General features: G+C 75.7%; 5 protein-coding genes. 2 read left to right on the plus strand and 3 right to left on the minus strand.

What is annotated here, in order from left to right; all coding sequences use genetic code 11:
* Positions 1-58: 58 nt before the first annotated feature.
* Positions 59-724, minus strand: a complete 666-nt coding sequence (locus tag EKO23_RS24450; protein WP_134721151.1) for a cytochrome b/b6 domain-containing protein — start codon at positions 722-724, stop codon at positions 59-61.
* Complete coding sequence (locus EKO23_RS24455; protein ID WP_134721153.1) at positions 714-1,178, minus strand: DUF6130 family protein; 465 nt, start codon at positions 1,176-1,178, stop codon at positions 714-716. Before EKO23_RS24455 ends, EKO23_RS24450 begins: the two co-directional genes overlap by 11 nt.
* Positions 1,179-1,294: 116 nt before the next feature.
* On the opposite strand from EKO23_RS24455, the gene EKO23_RS24460 reads away from it, so the two are divergent.
* Both EKO23_RS24460 and EKO23_RS24465 read left to right on the plus strand, forming a co-directional pair.
* Complete coding sequence (locus tag EKO23_RS24460) at positions 1,295-1,834, plus strand: RNA polymerase sigma factor (protein WP_246051302.1); 540 nt, start codon at positions 1,295-1,297, stop codon at positions 1,832-1,834.
* The gene (locus tag EKO23_RS24465) at positions 1,827-2,516 is read left to right on the plus strand and encodes an anti-sigma factor family protein (protein WP_134721155.1); all 690 of its coding nucleotides are present in this window, start codon (positions 1,827-1,829) and stop codon (positions 2,514-2,516) included. The genes EKO23_RS24460 and EKO23_RS24465 overlap by 8 nt, the downstream gene beginning before the upstream one ends.
* Here the strand turns inward: EKO23_RS24465 and EKO23_RS24470 are convergent.
* Positions 2,497-3,364: TIGR01458 family HAD-type hydrolase (locus EKO23_RS24470; RefSeq protein ID WP_217702804.1), on the minus strand; the 868-nt coding region annotated here is incomplete at its 5' end. The genes EKO23_RS24465 and EKO23_RS24470 overlap by 20 nt on opposite strands.

A 3,364-nucleotide genomic window follows, 5' to 3' on the forward strand; every position in this document is an offset into this window, starting at 1 on the left:
ACCAGCGGGGCCGGCGCTCGCTCCTCGACCACCGGAGGTGGGCCGGCCGCTCGGCGGATCACGGGTGGTGGCGCTCGGTCCAGCCGGGCCAGAGGCGCCGGGCGTCGCGGGCGTCGAGCCGGCCGCCGAGATGCATCGAGCGCCAGACGCCGCGGTAGCCCGGAAGCACGCCGGAGGCGATCAGCACGTGCCCGAGCACCAGCGAGACCAGGACGTACGTCGACCAGGTGTGCAGCGGGACCAGCCACACGAACGCCGGGCCGCCGTGCAGCAGCGCCATCGCGACGCCGCTCGACGTGACCGAGACCAGCGACAGCACCAGGCCGACGTGCGCGATCCGCTGGCCCGGGTCGAACCGGCCCTCGTGCCGGGAGAACCGGCCGGTGAGGAGAGCCGCCGGCCAGGTCCGGAACCACGCGAGGTCGCCGCGGTCGAAGCGCAGCGAGTCGCGCACGAACCGGACGGCCGCCGGGCCGGCCAGCAGCATCCCCCCGACGACCAGGCCCGTGAACGCCCAGCCGACCCAGACGTGCAGCCGGGTGTCCGGCACGCCCGCCAGCCGGCTCAGCGGCGACGGCTGCCCCTCCCGTCCCGCGAGCAGCCACAGGCCTGTGCCGAGCAGGACCAGGACGGCGACGTACACCCCGGCGTGGAACCACCGGGCCGCACGGCCGTTGCGCTCGACCACATCCCGGCGGGGACGGGTGGCCCGGTCAGTAGCCATAGCCGCCGGACCCGCCGGTCGAGCCGCTGGAGCCGGTCGAGGCGGACGGGCTCGGCGTGCTCGTGCCGCCGCCCTGGCCCACGGTCACCGAGACCTGGTCCTGGGCGCCGGCCGAGGAGTGGTCGGCGTGCTGCAGCGTCACGTCCACGGTGTGCTTGCCCGGCGCCAGGCCCTTCAGCGTGAACTGGTCGCCCCCGACGACCGTGTAGTCGTTCGCGTGCCCGTCCACGAACACGTGGACGTGGTCCCGCCCGGTGTCCGGCGCCCCCAGCGTGACGCTGGAGTGCCAGGTGACCGGGAACGACGACCCGACGTGCGCGCCGTTGGCGGGTGAGGTGATGTCGAGCGTCGGCGAGCCGGACCCGGACGAGCTGCCCCCGCACGCGGCCAGCAGGCCGAGCAGGGGCACCGTGGCGACCGCGGCGGCCGCGGCCCTCCAGGTGGTGGTGACCATGTCATCCTCCTTGCGAGGTGGTGGGTTCCTGTCGCCGGTAGTACGGCGCCCCGGCACCTCCGGGATTCATCCGGTTCCGGGAAATCCCGACGGCGGCCCCGCCCGTACTACCTGTCGTGGCACCCCTGTCCGACGAGACGCTGCTGGCCGGCATGACGGCCGGTGACCAGGACGCGGCCTCGGCGTTCGTCCGTCGCTACCAGGCCCGGGTCTACGGCCTCGCGCTCACCGTCGTGGGCACGCCGGCGGTGGCCGAGGAGGTCGCGCAGGACACGTTCCTCAAGGCCTGGCAGCACGCGTCGACGTACGACGCCCGGCGCGGCCGGGTCGCCACCTGGCTGCTCACGATCGCCCGGAACACCGCGGTGGACGCCGTGCGCTACCGGCACGAGGAGCCGATGGACCCCGACGTGCTGGTGGCGGTGCTGACCCCCCGTACGCCGCCCGGGACGGACACCGAGGCGGCGATCACCCTGCGGGAGCTGTTGGCCGGGCTGCCGCCGGAGCAGGCCCGCCCGATCGTGCAGATGGCGTTCCAGGGACTGACCGCGCGGGAGATCGCGGTACGGCAGGAGATCCCGCTCGGAACCGTGAAGACCCGGGTCCGGCGCGGGCTGCGACGACTGAGGGAGGGACTGGAGGTGCGCGATGGCTGAGATCCCGCGATCCGGCGGCCCGCAGTGCCGCGAGGTGCGCGAGCTGATCCCGGAGCTGGCCCTGGACGTCGCTCCGGGGCCCGAGCGCGCCGCGGCGCTCGCGCACGTCGCCGGGTGCGCCGCGTGCCGGGAGCAGCTGGACGAGGCCGCCCGCACCGTCGACGAGCTGCTGCTGCTCGGACCCGAGCACGAGCCCCCGGTCGGGTTCGAGCAGCGGGTACTGGCCGGGATCGGGCGGCCGGCCCGCGCCCGTCGGCGTACGGCGCTGCTCGCGGCCGCCGCGGTGCTGCTGGTCGGGTCCGCCGGGGCCGGGGTGACCCGGCTGGTGGACCGGGACGAGCACCGGCTCGCCGGGGAGTACCGCCAGACCCTGCAGACCGCCGACGGCCGCTACCTCCGGGCCGCGCCCGTCACGCTCGCCGGTGCGGACGCTCGGGCCGGCACCGTGTTCGCGTACGAGGGCAACCCGTCGTGGCTGTTCGTGACCGTCGACGGCGTCCCGTCGGGCACCTACCGGGTGCACCTGCTCGCCCAGGACGGGAGCGTCCAGCGGCTCGGCGACTGCTGGGTCCGCAACGGGTCGGGGTCGTGGGGCACTGCGATCGACCGGCCGGTGTCCGAGGTCGAGCGGGTGGTGCTCCGGGGGGCGGACGGCACCACCCTCACGGCCCGCTTCGCCTGACCGGTCCCCCTGACCACCAGGCGGGCAGGTCGGCCAGCGAGTCGAGCACGGCGTCGGGCACGACGTCGCCGGCCAGGTCCGTCTCCCTGAACTTCCCGGTGCGCACGAGGACCCCGGCCAGCCCCGCCTGCTGCGCTCCCCCGACGTCGGTGCGCACGTCGTCGCCGACCATCGCGACGTCGTACGGCGCGAGCCCGAGGGCGGCGGTCGCGGCGGCGTAGAACGCCTGGTCGGGCTTGCCGAGCACGACCGCCTCCCGCCCCACGGCGTACTCCAGGGCGCGGACGTACGGCCCGGCGTCCAGCCGCAGCCCGTCCTCGGCCCGCCAGTAGCGGGTCAGGCCGAGCGCCACCAGCGGGACGTCCGGATCGGCGGCGAGCAGCCGGAACGCCCGGTTCAGGGTCGGGAAGTCCCAGCCGGTGCCGAGGTCGCCGACCACCACGGCCTCGGCACCCTCGGTGGCGCCCGGCGGCAGCGGGTCCAGGTCGGCGAGCTCGGCCCCTGTCGCCTCCGGCACGAACAGGGCCGGGCGGCGGCGCCCGTGCGCGCGCAGCCAGTCCAGCGCCGCGACCGCCGGCGTCAGCACCCGGTCGGTGTCCGCGTCGACGCCCATCCGGCGCAACCGGTCGACGATCGCGCTCCGGGGCCGTGAGGTGGTGTTGGTGAGGAAGAGGTGCGGCACCCCCTCCCGGCGCAGCCACGCCACCGCGTCCGCGGCTCCCGGCACCGGCGCGTCGCCGACGTGGACGACGCCGTCGAGGTCGAGGAGCAGCCCCTTCACGCCCTCCATGATGCAACCGGGTCGCACGCACATGCCCCCTGGTTTCGAGACGCTCGCTGGCGCTCGC

Source organism: Nocardioides guangzhouensis (genome assembly GCF_004519545.1).
In the GTDB taxonomy this organism is placed as follows: domain Bacteria; phylum Actinomycetota; class Actinomycetes; order Propionibacteriales; family Nocardioidaceae; genus Nocardioides; species Nocardioides guangzhouensis.

Excerpts from the sequence above, each read along its gene's own strand:
- EKO23_RS24450 (WP_134721151.1), bottom strand. The coding sequence starts at position 724 with ATGGCTACTGACCGGGCCACCCGTCCCCGCCGGGATGTGGTCGAGCGC.
- EKO23_RS24455 (WP_134721153.1), bottom strand. The coding sequence starts at position 1,178 with ATGGTCACCACCACCTGGAGGGCCGCGGCCGCCGCGGTCGCCACGGTG.
- EKO23_RS24465 (WP_134721155.1), top strand. The coding sequence starts at position 1,827 with ATGGCTGAGATCCCGCGATCCGGCGGCCCGCAGTGCCGCGAGGTGCGC.